Here is a 19141-nt window from a genome sequence, read left to right on the forward strand (position 1 = left end):
GTTTGGAGCACTATATCCGTCGTGGTCGCATCGCGGTCACGGCTTCCATCAGGTACACCACGGGGGACATCCGTATGCGCAAGCTCACCTACTTCGTCGCGTGCTCGATCGACGGGTTCATCGGCGATCCCGGCGGTGACGCCTCCTCGATGTTCCAGTTCGTCGGGGACGACTACCTGGCCTGGCTCTCCTCCGAGTACCCCGACACCATCTTCGGCCCGGGGCGGGAGGCGATGGGCATCGCCGATGTGGAGAACAGGCACTTCGACACCGTGATCCAGGGGCGCGGCAGCTATCAGCTGGGCCTGGACGCCGGTGTTCCCAGCCCCTACGGACACCTGCGGGAGATCGTGGTCTCGCGCAGCCTGGAGAGCTCCCCCCACCCCCACGTGGAGATCGTCTCCGACGACGTCGTCGGCCGGGTCCGCGAACTCAAGGCGGAGGACGGCGACCTGGGGATCTGGCTCTGCGGCGGCTCGCTCGTCGCGGGCGAGCTGCTCGACGAGGTCGACGAGCTGGTGATCAAGACCTATCCGCAGGTGTACGGCGCGGGCATGCCGATGTTCGGCGGCCGCGACTTCTCCGTGTCCGACTTCGCCCTGGACGCGGTGCGGTCCTTCGACAACGGCGTCGTGGTCCGCTGGTACACCCGCAAGCGGTGACCCGCCCGGCCGCCGCGGCCTGTCCGGTTCGCCCGCGGTGTCATATCCTGGGCGTATGGCCGGCGAAGAAGGCCGCACCGTACGCGGTCCCCAGGCCGGGCAGCGTGTGTGCCCCGCCTGCGGACGGCCCGTCGGTACGGCGGTGAGGCGACGCAAGATCCTCGGCGTGTGGGCGCCCGTCTGGGAAGCCCGGCCGTGCCGCCATCCCGGCTGCGTCCGGTACGCCGCCGGGGAAGCCGCGGCGGACGAGCCGGGCAAGAGTGCCGAGACCGGATGAAGTCCGGCTCCGGGGGTGACCGGCCGCACGCCGTGTGCGTCCTAGCGCTACAGTCCGCGCCATGTCATCGGAGTCGACGGAAGTCTGGACCGGCTGGTACCGGGACCGCCGTGGTGCGGAAGCGATCGTGATCAGGGCGGACGGGCGGCGGATCGCCACCCGCATCAGGGGCGTGGAGTACGCGGGCCCGAGCTTTGACGGGCTGCGTGCGGCGGAGGAGAACGGTGGCCTGCCCTTGGCCGGCTGCGTACTGGAGTGGGACCTGCCGCTGCCGGTCATCACCGACGGCACCGGCCAACAGGCCACGCTCAGCTGCCTGTTGGCGCTGGGCGAAGCCCTGTCCGACGGCTCACCCGAGCGAGTGGATCTTCAGCTGACCCTGCACTGCGGGGGAGCGGCGTACGAATCGGGCCTGGCCGGCGGCGACTTCGACCACGCCCTGGACCGCATCCTCCGCCAGCTGCCGCCCGGCACCCGGTTCGGCCGCTCGTTCCCGCAGGGCGCGGGGGCCGCCGCCTGAGATCCGGACCGGGTGACGCGGCGTTCCGGTGCTCCGGCGATGCGGCGTCACCGGTCCTTCGCCGTCTCCGGTGACTCCGGTGTCGCCGGCGCCTCCGGCGGGCAGGGCGGCACGGCTCGCCGTCCCGCCCTGCCAGCCTGGCACCCGTGTGCCGCTAGGAGACCCTGGCCAGGGCCGCCGCCAGGCCGTTGCGCCACAGGTAGTCGACGCGGGCGCGCTCCTGGGTGTTGGGCTGGGCGTTCTGGCACGACGGACCGGGACCGCCACCGGACATCAGCTCGCTGCACGGCCCGGAGTAGTGGTCGGGAAGGCCCAGGACGTGCCCGGTCTCGTGGGCGGTGACCCGGGTGGAGTTGTAGGTCTGGTTCTGCCGGTAGTCGAGGAAGATGTAGCCCCGCCCGTGGCCGTCGGTGCTGGCGTACGAGCCGCGTGAGTCGTTGCCCTCGTAGTACCGGAAGTCCGGGTTGCTGCCCTCCTGCAGCTTCACGTTGCTGACGGAGCTGTTCCAGATCTGGGTGGAGCGGGCTATCTGGGTGCGGAAGGTCGGGGCGCCCGTCGCCGAGTAGACGACGGTGACGGCCAGGGCGCCGGGGTTCGCGGCGCGCTTCTCGGCGACCGACTCCATGACCGCCTCGAAGAAGGCCCGGTTCGCCTTGGCGTCCTCGGCGGAACCGGCGTACGCCGCGTAGGAGGCGGGCGCCGGGGCGGCAGCCGCCGCGGGGCTCGCGGGGGCGGGGGCCGCCGCGGCGGGGGCGGCGGTCGCGGCCGGGACGGCCGCCAGGGCGGCGGCCAGGCTCAGGGCGGCGGCCAGCGAGGTCTTGGGGTGACGCATGGGGGGCTCCTCGTGTCCGGAACGGCTGGGTGGGCCGTTCGGTTGGGGAGAGTGTCGGGGAGCCCGAGGCCCGCGCGGATGATGCCAACGGGCGATAGCCCCGGCGCATCACCCGGCCCCCGACTCCCTTGCCGTCTCTGGTGGTACACCCGTCAACCGCCCTACTCTCGGGGCATGGAGCTGGAGGTGAGGCACCTGCGGGCGCTGTGCGCCATCGCCGACACGGGCAGCGTGCACAAGGCGGCGCGCCTGCTCGGCGTCAGCCAGCCGTCCCTGACGACCCAGCTGCGGCGCATCGAACACGCCCTGGGCGCCGAGCTGTTCGCCCGCGAGCGGACCGGCTGCCGGCCCACCCCGCTGGGCCACGCCGTCCTCAGCCGCGCCCGCCCCCTGGTGGCCCAGATGGCGCTGCTGGTCACCGAGACCAGGGCGGCCGCCGCCCGTGCCGACGGCGCCCGGCTGCGCGTGGGCTCCACCGCCAGCAGGGCACTGGCGGGCTGGCTGCGCCGGCTGCGGGACCGGCTGCCCGGCACCGACATCACGCTGCACATGGACGTCTCCGCGGGCGCCCTGCTGCGAGCCCTGGCGGCCGGTCAGCTCGACGTGGCCTTCGTGCACGAGGTGGAGGGCTGCCCGCTGCGCGTACCGGACGGGCTGGAGCGGCGCGTCCTGGTCGAGCGGGAGCCGCAGTTCATCTCCATGGCACGGGACCACCCGGCCGCCGCCGCGCCCGTCGTGGACCTCGCCGACCTGGCCGGCGACCGCTGGATGGTCGACCCGACCGTGGACGGCGAGTGGGACGGGCTGCGCCGGGTGCTCGGCGCGGCCGGGATCGACCCGCCCGTCCTGCACGGCGACTACCACACGGCGGCGTCGCTCATCGTGGCGGGCGAGGTGGTGGCGCCGTGCCAGCCGACCTCCGGGCCACGCGACGACATGGCGATCCGGCCGTTACGGGGCGACCCGCTGGCGGTCCGCCTGCTGCTGTACAGCCGCCCCGGGACGGACACCGACGCGGGCCACGCCGAACCGGCGTACGCGGACCTCGTGGCCGCCTACCGCGAGGCGGCGCTGCGCACCTCGGCCTACCGGCAGTGGCTGCTGCGCCACGGGAGCCCGCTCGCACGAGCGGCCTGACGGCGCCGCGGAAAGGCACCCCATGCGCCCCCTCACCCTCACCGACGGCCATGTCGTCCTGCGCGAGTGGACGGACGCGGACGTCCCCGCCATGAGCGAGCTGTTCGACGAACCCGCCGTCGCGTACCGCACCCCCCTCGCCTCCCCCTTCGACGAGGCCGCGGCGACCGCCTACCTGGCGGCCGTCCGCCGCGCCCGCGCCGACGGCACCCGTCTCCACCTGGCCATCACCCGGGACGGCGGTGCTCCGCTCGGCGAGGTCCTGCTCGGCGTCGCCGAGGGTGCCCTCGGGTACGCCGTCGGCGCCGCCCACCGCGGCCGGGGCCTCGCCAGCCGCGCCACCCGCCTGCTGACCGGCCACGCCCACGACGTACTGGGCCTGCGGCGGGTGGTGCTGCGGATCGAGCCGGGCAACGCCGCGAGCGAGGCCGTCGCCCACGCGGCCGGTTTCCGCCTCACCGACGAGCCGCCCGAGACGGTACGCGGCAAGGGCCGCACGCACACGCTCCTGACCTGGGCCCACGAAACCCCCGCCGCCCCCTGAGCCGGCCCCTCACCGGCCCCCGCGCCGCGCCCTGAGCCCCCGGGCCCCCGCCCCGCTCCGGCCCCGGGTGCCGTCCGTCCGGCAACGGCCGCGACTGCCCCGTCCAGCACCGCCGTTGCGCGGGGCGACGGCGCAACGCCACCGGCCGGGCCCGGCGTTGCGGTACGGACGCCCGGCCCGACCCGTCCGGGCATGGCGCGCCGGCGGTGCTGACGCACGAGGGGCGGACGCACGAGGGGCGGACGCACGAAGGGGCGGACGCACGACGGCCCGGCCGTGGCGTATGCCGCCGGGCCGGGCCGTCGCTCCGTTCCGCTTCGCTGCTCCTGATGAGCAGATCAAGCCTTCTTCGTCTCCTAGTAATAGGCCAGGTCGGTGACCTGCGGGGATGGCTGCCGCAGGTCGCTGACCTGGCCTTTTGGTGTTGGGTAGCGATGGGGTGCGACGGTCTCGATCGAGTGTCCTGCGGACTGTGTGCGGACCGAACGGTGTGGTGCTGCGACTTACAAGCTGTCTCAATTGGCCGGGCCAGCAGGAGTCCGACGTCGCCGCTTGATCGGGAGGCTCCTCGCGGACAGACTGCTCTCCATGGGATCAGTGGGCAGGGCCACCAAGGCGCGGATCGGGAAGCGGCGATGAGTGCCGGCCTGCCCTTCTTCCGCTATCACCCAGACCCCCTCGCGAGCGGGTCCATCCGCGCGGCCACCGAGACGTGCGCCTGCTGCGAGCGCAGCAGAGGCTGGATCTATACGGCGTCCTTCTACACCGCCCAGGACGGCACCGGACGTTTCTGCCCGTGGTGCATCGCAGACGGGAGAGCGGCAGAACGCTTCGCCGGGGAATTCACCGACTCCTACGGGCTCGATGGTGTCAGCGAGGACGTTTTGCGTGAGGTCACCTGCCGCACCCCTGGCTTCCATGCCTGGCAGGATCCGCACTGGCTCGTCCACTGCCAGGACGCGGCTGCCTTCGTGGGCGAAGTCGGACATACCGAGCTGGCGGCGCATCCCGAAGCCCTCGACCAGCTGCGGACCGACATGCGCCTCGACGGCTGGCACGACGAAGACCGGCTTGAGCACTTCCTGGCGAGCCTTGGCGAGGGGGCGACTGCCATGCTCTTCCGCTGCACCGTCTGCGGTGCCCACCTCGCCTACGCCGACGCATCTTAAGGATCGTCTGTCCTCACGAGTCTGCTGTAGCAGATGGGGGTGCAGGCGATGCTGGTGAAGGCCAGGAAGCGGCTGACCGTCATGCAGGTTCATGCCGGAGATGTCGACGGAGAGGGACAGACCGGTCTGCTTGTCGATCAGCTGGATCTTTGAGTCGCTGCTGCCACGTACAGCACTTCCCGATCACCGTGCCGGCAGGCTATCGAACTAGCCAAATAAGATGAGTTGTTAGACCCATGGCACAGCGGCAACGTCGCCGACCCAGCCACGGGTTTGTCTTAGGTCCCGGTACGGGCCGCAGTAGCCCAGCGAGTTGAGGATCAACAACACGAGGTAGTGCCGTGTCATCAACCACACCTCTGTTGTCAGGCCGTCCAGCCGGTAGACGGTTTCCTGAGCACCCTTCGGGTGGACGAGCCGATTGCGGATCTGCGTAACCACGTCTGCGCCGTCGAGGATCCTGCCTTGGCGATCAGGAGCAGCCTCGTCGGCCACGAATTTCGTCGTGACTGGCGAGAGTTTGGCGTCTATATCGATGGAGATACTCGCTTCCGTCAACACCTTGCGGAGCCGGTCGTGATTCCGGAGCATGGTGCCGTTATACGGCTGTCGGCCCTCGTATTGATTCTTTGTCATTTGGCCGCCGAGTACGAGGAGTTGCCACATGATGTGTTCCAGGCCGGCGGTACCCATCGTGATCCGCTGCTCTACAAAACCTCGATCGCTGATTGCCGTGATAGCGAACATCATTTGCAGCCGCAGGGAGGTGAGTCGATCGGGGTCCGAGAATGCCGGGATCACGTGATCCAGGAATTCTTCGAGGGGGCCACTGTCACGCTCGTGCCACCATCCGGGACTGATGCTCCGGGCAGGATCGCAGTGGTACGAACCCCAATCCTCCCATGCCACGTTCCCACTCGCGTCCACGCCAACAGGCAACATGGGAGCAGCCCAGCGCCCCAGGGCAAACGAAATGCCCACGTGCAAGGCAGTCAGCACCGGCTGAGCCTCGGTCGCCGTAAAGGTTCCGCCATCCATGCGGGTAAGTTCCATCACATGCGTCATCACATAGACGTGCGAACTGTGTAGGTCGGTCCAGATCCGGCTGTGATCCGGGCGAGCGTCCAGACGGATCCTCCATCCGTCGACCTCGTGAAGCCATCGATCCCGCGTCCTTGGTGGCTTGCCGCTGTTTGTGCCCGTCAGCAGGTCGATCGAGCCACGCCACCGTGGAAGGTTGAACCAATGCGCGATAACTCGCTTCAATGGAACTTCGCGATCGCCGAAGGTGCCACCGTTCGACCATCCTCCGCTCATCCCATGCGGCACTGCATGGACATGCATATCGCCGTCAGGCCGGCGAAGCTCCAAGCTCAATTCCGAGTGGTTTGCGAAATTGGGAGGCGTATCGGGGGAGACTCTCCAGTCGAAACTCAGTCCGGACGTGCAGGACAGTTCCATGACGCCAGCCACATCACCGGCGGCCAGCCCACCGATCAGTCCGTCGTGTAGCGCAATGGGCTGCCCGGGCTCGTTGAAGTCGTAAATTGGAGAGATCGGCGCCTCTGCCGTTGATCGGGATGTGTTTGACATGATTCCACTCTATGGCAGAGAGAGCAGCCGGGCCCTTGGTGTTGTTATTATCGTGCCGGTGTCGGGGGGTGATTGGTAGAATTCCCTCTTCAAGGTCTGCGCATGCCGAATGCGAGTGACCAAGGGGCCGCCAGTGCATCCGGTGGCGCCGCAGTTGATGCCCCTATTGCCAGCCATCCAGGGAGACCTGCGGACCGCCTCCGAGGTAGCGGTGGAGGGCGCTTGAGGTGGTGTCCACGAAGTTCTCGGGGATTGCGTCGGCGTCGACCCAGCGGACCTGGGAGTGCTTGTGCGGTTCGCGGTTTTCGGGTTCGCCGGTCCAGTCGTGGGCGGCGAAGACGACGGTGAGGAAGCCGTTGGGGGCTTCGACGCCCCAGGCGCCGTGGATGATGTGGGCGACCTTGAGGGACTCGGGCTTCACCGTGAGGCCGGTCTCCTCGTAGAGCTCGCGTGCGGCGGTCTCGGTGATCGGTTCGCCCGGCTCGCTCTTGCCGACGGGGAGGTCCCACATTCCCTGGGCGAACTTGGCGTTCTCGCTGCGCTGGAGGAGGACGACGCGGTTGGTGGCCGTGTCGTGGACGATGACGGCGGCGACCAGCAGGGTCATGGACTCCCGGGCCGGCTTGAGGGCCTTCGGCTGCTCGTCGGTCTGCTGGGCCACGGTGTTCCCTTCGTCGGGCGGGTTGTTGGGCATGTTAGGCGAGGGCCTCGCGCGCGCGGCGGGCGAGATCGGCCGCACCGGGCACTTTGCGGCGCTGGTAGACCGCGAGGGTGGAGCGGATCGACGTGATCGCCTTGCGGGTGCGGTCGGAGGTCATGCCCTCCATGAGGACCAGGGCCTGGGTCCAAGCGGCGACGGCCTCGTCGGCGCGGGCCTGGGCGGCGAGGCTGTCGCCGAGGTCTGCGTGGGTGAGGGCATGGACGCGCTTGTACGTCGCAGGGTCCCAGCGGGTGAGGGCGTCTCGGTGCTGCTGTTCGGTGCCGATGTGGTCCGCGAGGTCGGTCAGGGTGCGGGCGGTGTGGCTGGCCACGGTGCCGGCGGCGGGGCCGCTGACGCGGGAGTAGCTGGGCTGAGGACCGTCGTCCCGTAGGAGGGCGTCCTCGGCGGCGAGCAGGGCGCGTGCGGCCGACGAGTTCTCGTCGGTGGCGGCGTAGGCGCGGGCGTGGGTGATGTGGAGGAGTGCTTCCGTCTGGCCGTCGACGTGGCCGAGGCCGCGCTTCAGGGCCCCTTCGACGAGGTCGACGCAGTGGTGGGGCTGTTTGAGGCTGAGGGCCTGGTGGGCGAGGGCGCGCATCATCCAGGCGGCGTGGCCGTGGGGGTCGGCTTCGCACGCGAGCTTGTAGCCGACCTGGTAGTAGCGCTGGGCGGCGCCTTCCTGGCCGAGGTCGTGGTGCTTCCACCCTGCGAGGTAGGCGAGTTCGGCGACGGCACCGAAGGCGGCCCGGCGTAAGGCTTCGCTGGGGAAGCGTCCGCGCAGCATGGGGGCGGCTGTGTCGGCGAGGTACGCGGTGACGGTGGTCAGGCCGTGCCCGCCGCCAAGGCGCTCGTCGGCCGCGCTGAAGGCCGCGGTGATCTGCCGGACGACGTCCACGTCCTCCGCGCCGACCAGGGACGTGCCGGTGCGAGCGCGGAGCATGCGGGCGGTGGCTTCGTGGTCGTATCCGAGAGGCATGGCGACGCCGGCGGTGGTGAAGGCCGCGATGGCGAGGAAGCGGCGGCGCTCGACGTCGGCCCGGCCCAGGTCGGTGACCGCGAGGACGGGGTCGGATTCCGCCGGCTCTTCGTCATCACCGACGTGAAGGCCGATCTCGGTCTGGGTGATCGTACGCCCCGCCCGCCGGGACAGCGCCTCGGCCAGGTACTGACCTACCCGGCCCGACGGGGCACGGGTGCCGTTCACCCAATGCGAGATGGCCGACTTGTTGGTCTGGAGAATCTCGCCGTTCTCGGCGGCGATGCGCCGCACGTCTCTGGCGAGGCCCTCGTAGGTGCAGTCGACCGCCGCGATGACGTCACGCAGACGGAAGTTGGGTTCTCTCGGCGCCGCCACGATCGCCTCCGCCCTGGAGCTGTAAACCGCGTATACCGTTTCAACTGCCTTCCACCGTACCCACTAAGCGTGACCGCCGGTTCACTTATCAGCAGCCGCCCGGAACGGCGCGACCGTGATCCAGGCTCCCCCTTGGTCCGGGCGGCACCCCGAAGTTCCGTACGCCCACACCGGGCTCGGGCATTCCTGTGCCCGAACCCGGCCGATCAGAGACGGAGACACGGTGACCACCATCGACACCAAGGCCATCACGGTTGAGCTGCCCGAGGCGTTCGACCCGCGCTGGAGCCGCCTGCCCGGCATCCAGGTCGACGGCCGACGCATCACGATCGACCCGGCCGAGTACTTCTTCCGCTTCGAGTCGAGCACCTGGCTCGTCGCCGACTGGGAGCTGGTCAAGACCCAGCTCCTGGACGTGGACGAGACGACCGAGAGTGCGGTCGAGCAGCTCGCGCTCGACTTCATCAAGCAGCACGGCGAGTCCACGTCCGACGCGGCCCGTGTCCTGGCCACCGCGTACGAGGTGTACGCGTACCTCTTCCGTGACGAGCACCTGGCCGGCCTCGGCCTGCCGCAGATCACCGCCGACCACCTGCGGATGCTCCGCGAGGCCGCCACGCTCATGGCGCTCAACAAGGTCGAGCTGGACGGGCGCATCTCCAACGTCGGCCCGTGCTGGTTCTTCCCCGCCGCCACGTCCGTCGTCTTCGACCTGGACGACGACATGGGCGGGATGCTCGACGAGGTCTACCACGGCGGCTGGTTCAACGAGCACCGCCGAATCGAGTCCATCAAGGCTCACGCCGCCCTCGGCGGCCGGCTCGTGCACGGCTGCCAGTCCGTGCCGGACCAGTCCGGCGGCGTGGTCGCGCCCTACGGTGCCTCGATGGCGAACTTCCGTGACGACCTCGCCGCGTTCAAGGCGGGCTGGATCGAGCAGGTCTATGCCCACCGCGTGAACCCCGCCGCGTAACCCACCCGATCAGGCTCCGGGGCGGGCCGGCATCCCTCGCCCGCCCCGGACGCCACCACCCCTCCCCGGAGCCCTCACGTGACCACGAACCCCAGCGCCGAACTCCTGGACAACCTGCTCACCGCGACCGGACAGACCACCGCCGTACGGGAGGAGGTACGCGTGTGGTCCATGTCCGGCGTCGAGCGCGTGACCTTCCCCGACGGCTCCACGGCCATCTTCAAGTACGCCAAGAAGCCCTTCGACAGCGAGGACCAGGCCCTCCGCCTGGCCCACACCCTCGGCGTACCCGTCCCCCAGGTCCACGCCTCCGCCGTCCTGGACGGCTGGCTCGGCATGCTCATGGAGGACCTCGGATCCTCCGTACGCGAAGCCGACGACCTCGACGGCGTGGCCGCGGCCGTGGTTCTGCACCGCACCCGTACGGCTCCTCCCTTGCCGGTCCTCGACCAGGAGCGGCTGCGCACGCTGCCCACCCGGGCGCTGGAGCATCTCGAACGGCTGCACAAGGCCGACCGGTGGCAGGACGCCGACGGCGTCGAGGACGCGCTCGACCGTATCGCCCAGGCCGCCGAGGCCCGCTCGGCCGGAGCGACGCTGGAACCGTTCGGATGGGTGCACTCCGAGTTCCACCCCACCAGCCTCCACATCGGGGAGCGCGGCTGGCGGCTGCTCGACTTCGCCCGCGCCTTCACCGGCCCCGGTCTGCTCGACCTCGCCAGTTGGCACGGCACCATCGAGCCCCCGCACCCCGTGCGCCTCCGCGTCTTCCTTGAGCAGTACGTCACCGCCGGCGGCACCCCCGACGCCCTCGCCCCGCGCGGCGGGCTCACCGCCGAACACTGGGCCCTGGGCTGGCACCGCATGTGGGCCGTCGAGTGGTTCATGGAGCAGGCCATGCGCTGGATCAACGACCCGGCCACCGACCCTGCCTACATCAAGGCGGTCCGTCGCCACCTCACCGACGTCCTCCACCTCCTGGAGATCTGACGTGCTCGCCCAGGCATCCCCCTGGCACGCCCACGCCGCCCAGCGCACCGCCGCCGGCCTCGCCGAACCCCTGTCCGTACCCGCACGGATGGAATGGACCACGAGACCCGGCCAAGGTCCCGGCGCCGACGCCCTCGGCCCCGACCTGCGCGCCAAGCGACTCCTGGAACTCGGCTGCGGCCCCGGCCACAACGCCGCCCACCTCGCCACCCGCCACGGCGCCCACGTCACCGGCGTCGACCTGGTCGGCCTCCAGGTCCGCCGCGCCCGCTCCCACTACGGACGGCTCAACAACGTTTCCTTCGTCGCCGGCCACGCCCTGCACTACCTACACGCCACCGACGAGCAGTTCGACGCGATCTACTCCGTCTTCGGAGCCATCGGCCTCGTCGCCACCGAGCTCCTTCTCCCGGCCATCGCCCAACGCCTCACGCCCGGACGAGTGCTGGCCTTCTCTGTCCCCCACCCGCAGCGCGGCGGCCGCAGCCCCTCCGGCGACGACCGGCCCCGCCGCGACTACGTCACCCTTCCCGACCGCACCCGGCTCCCCATCGCCCGATGGGAGTTCGATACCGACCGTTGGGAGAGGCACCTCAGCCGGGCGGGCTTCTGGCTCACTTCGGCCCAGGAGTTCAACGACCCCCGCATGGGCCACTGGCCCACCACCCTGCTGATCCGCGCCCGCAAGCTCTGACCAGCCATTCGCCCCGGCTTCCCCCTGGAGGAACCGATGCGCCCGCCCTACCTGCTCCTCGACATCGACGGCGTCCTCATACCCTTCCCCGACGCGGACGGCTCGACCCCGGCCACCCACGCCCGCCACGACGTCGTCCCCACCGGCCGCAGCGCCGACAACCCGGTCACCGTCTGGCTCCACCCCGACCACGGCCGTCTGCTCATGGACGTGATCCGCACTGGCCTGGTCACCCCCGTCTGGTGCACCAGCTGGCGCCAGGACGCCACCACCCTCATCGGCCCGCTCCTCGGCCTCCCGCCTCTGCCGCACGTCGATCTCCCACGTCCGCAGATCACCACCAGCCACCCCAACGGCTACCTGTGGAAGCGCGACCACGTCGACGCATGGCTGGCAGACGCCCCCGCCGTCTGGATCGACGACGACTTCACCAGCCTTGACCACGCCTGGGCGGCGGAGCGCACCGCCAAGGGAACGCCGACCCTCCTTGTTCAGCCCGACCCACACCTCGGGCTGCAGCCCGAGCACCTGACCGAGGTCACGACGTGGGTCTCGCAGTTACCCACAGCCCGCGCCGCCTGACGACTGATGCCCTCGCTGCCACACGCAGCGAGGGCATCAGGACGTGCTGTGAGCCCTGACTGCCCGGGCAACCACTCAGCTGATCACCTCGGACCATTGGGTGTGACATTTCGAGATAGGTGACACCTGATCTTGATGGTTGACACCACCCCGGGAAGCGCCGGAACCGTACCGGTTTTCTGCCGTGCCCGTTTTCGCTGCCCGCACAGCGCTAGCGTTGGCTCCCGTGATCGTATGGCTCAACGGTACTCACGGCGCGGGCAAGACGACGACCAGTGCGCTCGTGCAGCAGCTGATCCCGGATTCGCGCGTGTTCGACGCCGAGAAGGTCGGCGAGACACTCATGGACATCAAGCCGGGGCTGCCCTGGACGGGCAACTTCCAGGACTGGCCGCCGTGGGGACCGCTCGTGGTTGAGACCGCCCGGCGCGTACTCGACTACACCGGTGGCACTCTGGTGATGCCCATGACTGTCCTGGTCGAGCAGTACTGGCGGGAGATCAGCACGGGCCTCGCCGAGCATGCGATTCCGGTACGGCACTTCGTTCTCCACGCTGACCAGGACACCCTCCGCCGGCGCATCGAGGGGGACACCGTTCTCGGCCCCTCCCCGTTCCGCCTCAAATACCTTGAGCCCTACGCCGAGGCGGCCCGCACGTGGCTGCACGGCGAGGCTGAGGTCGTCGACACCACGCACCTCACGCCCGCCCAGGCTGCCCTGCAGATCGCAGAGGCCGTCAAGGGTTGAGATGCCCCCGCCACGATGTGTGGCGAGGGCATCTGCCCGGGATCAGCGGCGTCGGCCGCGTTCTTCGGGCCTCAAGGCCACTGGTGTGGCCGGGGGGTGTGGCGTGGCGGACAGGGACGACGCCCCGTTGACGGCGCTTCGCCTGCGAGCCGCTTGAGCCCGCCGGTTCGGTTGAGCGGTGATGCGCCAGTTGAGGACCTCGGCGGGGTGCTCGGCGCTGTCGAGTTCCCGCTGGGTGCCCAGCTCGGCCAGGAGACGTCGGGGATTGTGGCCGGCGGTTTCGGCGTGGGCGAGGGTTGTGGTCAGGGCGGTCCAAGTGGGGTCGGCGAGGATCCGGTCGGCGTGGTCGGGGAGGGCCGCACGAACGTCCTGCTCGAAGCGGCGGGCGGTCGCGGCTCGCGGTGCGCGGCGGGCCAGGCCCGCCAGGACGGGTGGGGCGGCCCGCTGGTAGCCCGCCTGGAGGTGGCGGAAGGCTTCCTCGGCCGCCGCCGCCTGCTGTTCGTGGCCGCGTTGTTCGTGCCACTTGGTGGCGGCGCGGGCCAGATGCACGGTGGCGAAGAGCAGGGCGATGGCGAGTCCGCCCGGCTCGTTGGAGGCGTAGGCGAGTTCCTTGGCGGCCTTGCGCAGGGCGGTGGCGGCTTGGTGGTCGGCGCGGGTGGCGGAGCGGCGGGCGCGGTTGAACGCCATCGCCGCTGCCTGCAGTTCTGCCCGGTGTGGGCCGGTCGTGGCGCTGGCGATGTTGTACAGGGCGTCGCCGAAGGCGGCCAGGTGGCCCTGGGCGGCGGCATCGTCATCGGAGTCGAGGACGGTGCGTGCCGTGTGTATGGCGGTGGTGGTGTGACGCCATGGGTCGGTGGGGTCCGCCGCATACCGGGGGCGGTCGGCCACCCGCTGGTCGGGGAGGCGTTCGCGTAGGCGGTTGATGGAGAAGTCGGGGGCGAGTTTCGAGCCGCCGTACCAGACGGGTTCGCCGGCCGCGTTGGTGTCGCCGGGGGCGGCGAGGCTGTAGCCGATGACGTCGCCGGTCTCGGGGCCGAGTCGTGTCTTGACCTTGATGCCGAGGGACTGCAGCACGGTGAAGTAGTCGGCTTCGTTGTGTACGGCGGCGGCGACCGCGTACGCCTGCTCGCGCAGCCACTGCCGTGCCGTGACCGTCTGGCCCTGGCGCTCGGCCTTGGCGCGTTCGGCGCCTGTGGGGGTGCGGGGTGCAGTGAGGTCGCCGGACTTCAGGCGGCGCAGGCCGAACTCGGCTTCGATCTTGCGGCACTCAGCTTGGGCCCGCTGTCCGTCGCGGTGGGGGCCCGGGCGGCGTCCGTCGGCGCGGACGGTGGTGGCCATGATGTGGATGTGGTCGTCGGCGTGGCGTACCGCGATCCACCGGCATGCCTTCTCGTCGCCTTCGGGGGCGATGCCGGTGGCGTGGACGATGCGGCGGGCGACCTCGGCCCACTCGGCGTCGGTGAGGTAGCGGTCGCCGGGCGCGGTGCGGACCGGGCAGTGCCAGACGTGCCGAGGAGGCTTCCTGCCGCCCAGCTCGCGGGTGCGCAGGTCGACATGATGGTCGAGGCGCTTGGCGAGCTGGGAGTAGGTGGCTGCCGGGTCGCGGCCCGGGTCCGGGGCGCCGGCCATGTCCCAGGCGGCGACGATGTGAGCGTCGGTGTGTTCGTCGCGGCGGCCGGGGCCGAAGAGGTAGGCGATCAGTCCGCGGGTGTCGGAGCCGGTGGAGACGTCAGGAACCATGCGCGGTGCCTTCCGCCAGGAGCTGGTCGATCAGTCGGTAGCTGTTCTCGGCCGCTTGCTCGACGCGGTCCAGCACGGCCTCGGCGCGCTCGGGCACTGTTCCTCGGTGGATGGCTGCGGTGATCTGGTTGAGGTTGCCGCCGATGCGGTTCAGCGCGACCGTGTGTGCCTCGACGGCCTCGATCAGGGGACGGACCGGGTCGTCCTCCGGGCTGCCGACCAGTCCTGCCTTGCCCAGGGCGACGGCCAGGGCGGCGTCCCCGACGAATCCGGCGAACTTCTGACCGCGCTGATGAGCGGCGGCGCTGATCACGCCGACCGCGGTCCGCGTGAAGCGGATGGTCTTCTCCTGGTCGCGCTTCTCCACGGTGCGCTTGCGGTTCATCAGCGCGGGCAGGGCGGGGGCGTCGAGGTCCCGCCAGGAGGGCTGCTCGACTGGCGGTTGGACATCGGTCGGCGGCTGGGGGCGAGGGGCGACGGAGTCGGGTGCGGGCGGGCAGCTGGTCTCGGCTATGCCCTCCTCCGGCTCGGGCGCCCCCTGGCGCTCGGCCTTCTCCTCCGCCACCCCTGGGGCGGGGGCAAGCGCGGACGAAGCCTCGTTAGAGGCTCGTTCGCTCCAGCTTGCTGCTGATCGGCGGGTCAGGCCGAAGAGCTTCTTTCGGCGGCGGGTGGGCGAGTTGTCGGTGCTCGTTTCGGGCATGGTGGTGCTCCGGTGATCGTGTGCGGTGGGGCTTCGTCACGTCCGTTGCATCCGTCCCGTAGCTGGTCAGGACAGGTACGGAGGCGGTCGCAGGTACGGAGTGATCCGTATCGGCAAGGAACTCCGTCCCCGCGCTGACCTGCGCGGGGACGGATGCGACGGATTGATACGGAGCTGGGGTCAGAGAGTGAGCCTGGGGCCGGCAGGCCCGCCGGGCGGGCTGATGGGCAGCGTCCCGGTGGGTGGGGTCGGTGGCTTGCCCTGGGCTCGACGTGCGACCACGGTCTCGCCGGCTGCGGGTGCCGGTGGGACGGGGTCGGGGCAGTAGCGGGCCCAGGCGTCGAGGAACTGGTTGCGGGCGTACGCCTTGGCCTGCCTGCCGTTCTCGAAGCGGTGGTTGGCCGGGCTGATGCCGAAGTCGCGTAGCAGGTTGGCCAGGTGGTAGGCGTTCAGGCCCTTCGTCCCGTACTCGGCCCACGGTGCCTCGGCGTCCTGGATGAGGGCGGCGAGTAGGTCCTGGCTGCGCAGTGCCTCCCTGTGGCCCTCCTGCTCGAACACGCGGCGGACGTCTCGCAGCAGCCGCGTCTTCAGCGTCGTCTGCTCGTCCTGGACCACCTCGTTGCGCGTCATCGCCAGGCAGGCGGCACGGGCCTGGGCGGGCCAGTGTCCGCCGGCCAGGTCTGCGACGATCACCAGGGGCTCCCACGTGTCGGCGGCGCGGTCCTCGACCGGCATCTGCGGAACCAAGCCCTCTGCGGTGCTCCGCAGCGGGGCCAGCCAGGCAGTCAGCCGGTCGCGCAGCGCGTTCAGTTCCGGGACGGAGTAGCGGGAGCGGAAGGCAGCGACCTTCTCGCCGGGCTTGCGCTTCTGCATGCGGAGCACGACCGCCCGGTCCATGATCGTGTCCGGCAGGTCACCGATCCCGGCGAGCGCAGCCATGGCGAAGGTGGGGAACGCCGTCGGCTTGTGCTCCGGCCCGGAGATCCGCCAGGCGGGCCGGTTGCGCTGGTGCCCCGCGTTCAGCAGGCCCCGCAGGTCCTCCTTGTCGCCGGCCTTTGGGCCGAAGATGGTGTCGGCCTCGTCCACCAGCAGCGTCGGCGGGTTCTTGCCGATGACGCGGAACACCACCGCGGGCGACGTGTTCACCGTCATCATCGGCTGGTGCACGGTCTCGTGGAGCACGTCCAGGACGCGGGACTTGCCGCACCCCTTGGTCGGCCCCACCACCGCCAGCCGTGGCGCGTGCTGCAACGCGGGCTGTATGTGGGAGGCCGCCACCCACAGGGTGACCGCCGTCAGAGCCTCGTCGCTCGGCAGCACCACGTACCGGCCGATCGCCGCACGGAGGTCATCCAGCAGTGCGGCTCCTTCGTCGGCCGTCTCGCCGCTCGTGCCAGCGCGGTCCCCGGTCCCCGATCCACCATCGGGGACCACGGTCCCCGCAGATACGTGGGGACCGTGGTCCTCACCATGCGCTCGGGGCGCGTTGCGCTCGTCCGGGATTCGGGGACCGGGTTCGGGGACCGGCGGACCGGAAGTCTCTGTCCGGTCCCCGGCGTCCGGTTCGGCGGGACCGGTCCCCAGGGCGCTGACCTGCGCATGTTCCGCGTTGGGGGAATTTCGCTCCCCGACCGGAACACCCGTCGAAGCAGGGGACTGTGACTCCGGTCGGTCCCCGCTTCGGTCCCCGTTGCGCCAAGGGATGCCCTGGCCGGGGACCGCGGCGGTGGGCCAGACAACCTCGGATGCGTTCGAGGTGGCGGGGGACGTAGAGTCCTCCATAGACGTTCCTCTCAGGTGAGGGACGGGACGGGCAAGGTCCCACCGCTCACCGGTTCGTTCGTTCAGGGATGGGCGACGTGCAGGGGAATCTCCGGCCCTCGGCGTTGGCGCGCCGGGGGCCGTTGCTGTGTCCGGGGCTGCCGGCGGCTCATGAGGCCAGGCCCCACTCGTCTCGGCCGTCGATCAGCGTGCGCTCGTAGCGCAGCAGCTCCGCCTCGGGGTACAGCACCCGCTTGCCGACCTTGATGCCGCGCGGCCCCTTCTTGATCTGGCGCCAGTAGCGGACGGTGCTCTCGGCTGTGCGGTAGCGCTCGGCGACCTCGGCGGTGGTCAGGTATCGCATGCATTCCCATTCGGCTAGATTGCAATTCGTTCTGCATAGAGTTGTACCTCGCGATCGGCGGTTAGCCAAATCGGGAAGCTCATGTTTCAATTTGGATAGCGATGGTCGTGATGGAGGTTCGATGGCAGGCGACAGACCCGAAGGCGGCGAGGTGCCGGTGCTCTACAGCGAAGGGAACGTGGCCGCGCGCGTGGCACTGGAGCGCGAGGTCAGAGGGTGGAGCACGACCGAACTGGCTGAGCGGGTGACCAGAGCCGGCATCAAGATGAACCAGACAGCGGTCTGGCGCATCGAGAACGGCACCCCCCGCCGCCGCATCAACCTCGACGAGGCCCTCGCCTTCTCCCGCGTCTTCGAGCTCCCCCTCGAAGAACTGATGTCCCCGCCCCTGGAAGGGCTCGACATCGGCGGCCGGCGGCTCGTCCAAGAAGCCGTCGAGGCGTTCTACGAGGCCCGAGAAGCGCGCGACCGCCTGCACCGCGCGGTGGTCGCCATCGCCGACCACATCAAGGCCCACCCGGACAGCTCGCGGGCCATCCACGAGCAGTGCCTCCGTCTCATGGGCGACGAGCGCGACGCTCGCACCCTCAGCGGTGACATCGAGGACGGCGGCCACTACTGACAACCGACACGAAGGAGAAGCCACTTGGCCAACATCCAGAAGCGCCCCAACGGCAAATGGCGGGCCCGCTACCGCGACCTCGACGGCAAGGAGCACGCCCGCCACTTCGAGCGGAAGCTCGACGCCCAGCGCTGGCTCGACGAGGTCACGGCCAGCATCGTCACCGGCCAGTACGTCGATCCGCGTGCCGGCCGCGTCACCTTCGAGAAGTACGCCGAGAAGTGGGAGGGCTCGCTCATCGCCAGTGAGGCGGGCGAGCGCATCACCGACAACGCGCTGCGGCTGCACCTCGTACCGGCGCTGGGTGCCCGGTCCATGGCGGCGATACGCCGCAACGACATCCAGGTGCTCTTCAAGCACCTCTCCGACCAACTCGGCCCCGGCAGCGTGCGGAACGTCTACGACGTCCTCGTGCGCGTCATGACGGCGGCCGTGGACGACAAGGTCATTGCCTCCAGTCCGTGCTGCCGGATCACCCTCCCGGCCATGCCGGATGAGGAGGTCACCCCGCCCACGGTCGAGCAGGTCGAGGCGATGGCGCGCGTGATGCCGCCGTACATCCGCGCTGCGATCGTCACCCTTGCCGGATCAGGGCTGCGCATCGGTGAACTGCTCGGTCTGAAGGTGTCGGACGTCGACTTCAAGGCCGGCACCATCCGCGTCGAGCGGCAGCGGCTCCAGTCCGGGAAGATCGGCGCGCCGAAGACCGCGAAGTCCCGGCGTACCGTCCCGGTCGGAGAGGTCGTCACCGACGCGCTGCTCGGGCATCTCGCCGCACGCTCCTCCAAGGAGTGGCTGTTCACGATGGAGGAGGGGGAACCGCTCAACTACCGGCGGTGGAAGACCGAGTGGAATGGCGCCCGCAAGGCGCTCCAGGCGGCCGAGAACGGGGCCGCCGAGCGCGAGGGGCGTAAGCCCGTCGAGCTGCCGCACATGGTGACCCACGACCTGCGCCACTTCTACGCCTCCGCCCTCATCGCCGGCGGAGCGAGCGTCAAGCAGGTCCAGTTGGTCCTCGGCCACGCGTCCGCCGTCATCACGCTGCGGATCTACGCGCACCTGTGGCCGGGCGAAGAAGACCGCACCCGGACCGTCATGGACGCCGTTCTCGGCGGCCTGCGGACCGGGTGCGGACAGGTAGGCGATGAGACCCGCGAAACCGCAGGTCAAACGGCCTAGCCA

At 70.2% G+C, this 19141-nt stretch carries 21 protein-coding genes; 13 read left to right on the plus strand and 8 right to left on the minus strand.

Going from position 1 to position 19141, the window contains the following annotated elements; all coding sequences use genetic code 11:
- The first annotated feature begins 74 nt into the window (after positions 1-74).
- From IE109_RS23730 to IE109_RS23740, 3 genes are all read left to right on the plus strand, one after another.
- The gene (locus IE109_RS23730; protein WP_189553078.1) at positions 75-662 is read left to right on the plus strand and encodes a dihydrofolate reductase family protein; all 588 of its coding nucleotides are present in this window, start codon (positions 75-77) and stop codon (positions 660-662) included.
- Positions 663-717: 55 nt separating this feature from the next.
- Positions 718-939, plus strand: a complete 222-nt coding sequence (locus IE109_RS23735; protein WP_189553080.1) for a hypothetical protein — start codon at positions 718-720, stop codon at positions 937-939.
- Positions 940-1000: 61 nt separating this feature from the next.
- Positions 1001-1459, plus strand: a complete 459-nt coding sequence (locus IE109_RS23740) for a DUF6304 family protein (RefSeq protein WP_189553082.1) — start codon at positions 1001-1003, stop codon at positions 1457-1459.
- A gap of 154 nt (positions 1460-1613) precedes the next feature.
- Here IE109_RS23740 and snpA read toward each other — a convergent pair whose 3' ends face one another.
- Positions 1614-2291: a snapalysin gene (snpA, locus tag IE109_RS23745; RefSeq protein WP_189553083.1), complete on the minus strand. Its 678-nt coding sequence runs from the start codon at positions 2289-2291 to the stop codon at positions 1614-1616.
- 174 nt (positions 2292-2465) lie between these two features.
- Here snpA and IE109_RS23750 point away from each other — a divergent pair, with 174 nt between their 5' ends.
- The 3 genes from IE109_RS23750 (at position 2466) to IE109_RS23760 (ending at position 5141) form a co-directional block, all read left to right on the plus strand.
- Positions 2466-3428 (plus strand): LysR family transcriptional regulator, encoded by a 963-nt coding sequence (locus IE109_RS23750; protein WP_189553086.1) that lies wholly within the window; start codon positions 2466-2468, stop codon positions 3426-3428.
- 22 nt (positions 3429-3450) lie between these two features.
- Complete coding sequence (locus IE109_RS23755; RefSeq protein ID WP_189553088.1) at positions 3451-3972, plus strand: GNAT family N-acetyltransferase; 522 nt, start codon at positions 3451-3453, stop codon at positions 3970-3972.
- A gap of 635 nt (positions 3973-4607) precedes the next feature.
- On the plus strand, positions 4608-5141 hold the full coding sequence (locus IE109_RS23760) for a CbrC family protein (protein WP_189553090.1): 534 nt from the start codon (positions 4608-4610) through the stop codon (positions 5139-5141).
- Positions 5142-5369: 228 nt separating this feature from the next.
- On the opposite strand, the gene IE109_RS23765 is transcribed toward IE109_RS23760, so the two are convergent.
- The 3 genes from IE109_RS23765 to IE109_RS23775 all read right to left on the minus strand — a co-directional run bounded on the left by IE109_RS23765 (position 5370) and on the right by IE109_RS23775 (position 8785).
- Positions 5370-6734, minus strand: coding sequence for a YopA family protein (locus tag IE109_RS23765; RefSeq protein WP_189553092.1), 1365 nt, complete (start codon positions 6732-6734; stop codon positions 5370-5372).
- Between the two features lie 163 nt (positions 6735-6897).
- Positions 6898-7428, minus strand: coding sequence for an NUDIX domain-containing protein (locus tag IE109_RS23770; RefSeq protein WP_189553093.1), 531 nt, complete (start codon positions 7426-7428; stop codon positions 6898-6900).
- Between the two features lies 1 nt (position 7429).
- On the minus strand, positions 7430-8785 hold the full coding sequence (locus IE109_RS23775; RefSeq protein WP_189553095.1) for an NsdA family TPR-like regulatory protein: 1356 nt from the start codon (positions 8783-8785) through the stop codon (positions 7430-7432).
- Positions 8786-9008: 223 nt separating this feature from the next.
- Here IE109_RS23775 and IE109_RS23780 point away from each other — a divergent pair, with 223 nt between their 5' ends.
- The 5 genes from IE109_RS23780 (at position 9009) to IE109_RS23800 (ending at position 12772) form a co-directional block, all read left to right on the plus strand.
- Positions 9009-9758: a hypothetical protein gene (locus tag IE109_RS23780; protein ID WP_189553097.1), complete on the plus strand. Its 750-nt coding sequence runs from the start codon at positions 9009-9011 to the stop codon at positions 9756-9758.
- A gap of 78 nt (positions 9759-9836) precedes the next feature.
- Positions 9837-10748: a phosphotransferase family protein gene (locus tag IE109_RS23785; protein WP_189553099.1), complete on the plus strand. Its 912-nt coding sequence runs from the start codon at positions 9837-9839 to the stop codon at positions 10746-10748.
- Between the two features lies 1 nt (position 10749).
- Positions 10750-11442 (plus strand): class I SAM-dependent methyltransferase, encoded by a 693-nt coding sequence (locus IE109_RS23790; RefSeq protein WP_189553100.1) that lies wholly within the window; start codon positions 10750-10752, stop codon positions 11440-11442.
- 36 nt (positions 11443-11478) lie between these two features.
- Positions 11479-12024, plus strand: a complete 546-nt coding sequence (locus IE109_RS23795; RefSeq protein WP_189553102.1) for an HAD domain-containing protein — start codon at positions 11479-11481, stop codon at positions 12022-12024.
- 226 nt (positions 12025-12250) lie between these two features.
- Complete coding sequence (locus tag IE109_RS23800; protein WP_189553104.1) at positions 12251-12772, plus strand: P-loop nucleotide/nucleoside kinase family protein; 522 nt, start codon at positions 12251-12253, stop codon at positions 12770-12772.
- Positions 12773-12814: 42 nt separating this feature from the next.
- On the opposite strand, the gene IE109_RS23805 is transcribed toward IE109_RS23800, so the two are convergent.
- The 4 genes from IE109_RS23805 to IE109_RS23820 all read right to left on the minus strand — a co-directional run bounded on the left by IE109_RS23805 (position 12815) and on the right by IE109_RS23820 (position 17337).
- Positions 12815-14512: a relaxase/mobilization nuclease domain-containing protein gene (locus tag IE109_RS23805; RefSeq protein WP_189553106.1), complete on the minus strand. Its 1698-nt coding sequence runs from the start codon at positions 14510-14512 to the stop codon at positions 12815-12817.
- A complete protein-coding gene (locus IE109_RS23810) occupies positions 14502-15077 on the minus strand; it encodes a MobC domain-containing protein (RefSeq protein ID WP_189553284.1) in 576 nt (191 codons plus the stop codon). The genes IE109_RS23805 and IE109_RS23810 overlap by 11 nt, the downstream gene beginning before the upstream one ends.
- A 315-nt stretch (positions 15078-15392) precedes the next feature.
- The gene (locus tag IE109_RS23815) at positions 15393-16646 is read right to left on the minus strand and encodes a DUF3631 domain-containing protein (protein ID WP_189553108.1); all 1254 of its coding nucleotides are present in this window, start codon (positions 16644-16646) and stop codon (positions 15393-15395) included.
- A 496-nt stretch (positions 16647-17142) separates the two neighbouring features.
- Positions 17143-17337 carry a helix-turn-helix transcriptional regulator gene (locus IE109_RS23820; RefSeq protein WP_030207232.1) on the minus strand — a complete coding sequence of 65 codons (195 nt, stop codon included), beginning with the start codon at positions 17335-17337 and terminating at the stop codon, positions 17143-17145.
- 121 nt (positions 17338-17458) lie between these two features.
- On the opposite strand from IE109_RS23820, the gene IE109_RS23825 reads away from it, so the two are divergent.
- A complete protein-coding gene (locus IE109_RS23825) occupies positions 17459-17959 on the plus strand; it encodes a helix-turn-helix transcriptional regulator (RefSeq protein ID WP_189553109.1) in 501 nt (166 codons plus the stop codon).
- Between the two features lie 24 nt (positions 17960-17983).
- Positions 17984-19138, plus strand: a complete 1155-nt coding sequence (locus IE109_RS23830) for a tyrosine-type recombinase/integrase (RefSeq protein WP_189553111.1) — start codon at positions 17984-17986, stop codon at positions 19136-19138.
- Positions 19139-19141 lie beyond the last annotated feature (3 nt).

The sequence above is a fragment of the Streptomyces lavendofoliae genome, from assembly GCF_014649735.1.
GTDB lineage: Bacteria > Actinomycetota > Actinomycetes > Streptomycetales > Streptomycetaceae > Streptomyces > Streptomyces lavendofoliae.